The following is a 642-nucleotide window of genomic DNA, read 5'->3' on the forward strand; positions in this document are numbered from 1 at the left end:
TTTCTCTTTTGCAGCTTCTGTTGGTCGTGATGATAATGCGAACGGTGGTGGTGCAGCGACTCGTGATTCTGCATTCGCAAGTGCTAACGCAAAATACAGCTTTGAAAAAGTAACATTAATGGGTGCGGTTGAATCAGGCTCTGATTTTAATGGTGTTGCAGGCCAAGATAACCAAGCGTACTTAGTTGGTTTTGAAGCGTCTCTACCTGCAGGTTTTGGTATCGCTGGTGCATATAAAATGGAAGCATTAGATAACCAAGGTGGCGTTGCTGGAACTGATGTAGAGCAAGGCTCTTACTCTATCATCGGTCAATACTGGAACGGTCCAATTGGTTTCAAACTGGGTTACGCTGCTAACTTAGAGTCAGAAACTAACGGTAAAACGGATAAAGATTCTGACAGCAACACAATTTCAGGTCAGTTAATGGCTGTTCATAACGGCTTCGTACCTTACCTACGTATAGCGGGTCGTACGGTTGGTGATGCAGATACAGATATCGTAACACGTATCGGTCTAGAGTACGGCTTCTAAGAAAAGTTGTTACTTAGCTAACTTTAAAAGCGCTGGCAAACTTTGTCAGCGTTTTTTACTTTAAGAGCATTTAAAATTTAAGGTGTATTAGGATGTATAAAAGAATTTTA

Annotated in this window: 1 protein-coding gene; it reads left to right on the top strand. The window is 41.4% G+C overall.

The annotated features are described in order from the left end of the window. The coding region (locus HC728_RS20445; protein ID WP_370539796.1) for a porin at positions 1-532 on the top strand (532 nt) is incomplete at its 5' end. Positions 533-642: the final 110 nt, after the last annotated feature.

The sequence above is a fragment of the Aliivibrio sp. S10_S31 genome (assembly GCF_014694495.1).
In the GTDB taxonomy this organism is placed as follows: Bacteria; Pseudomonadota; Gammaproteobacteria; order Enterobacterales; family Vibrionaceae; genus Aliivibrio; species Aliivibrio fischeri.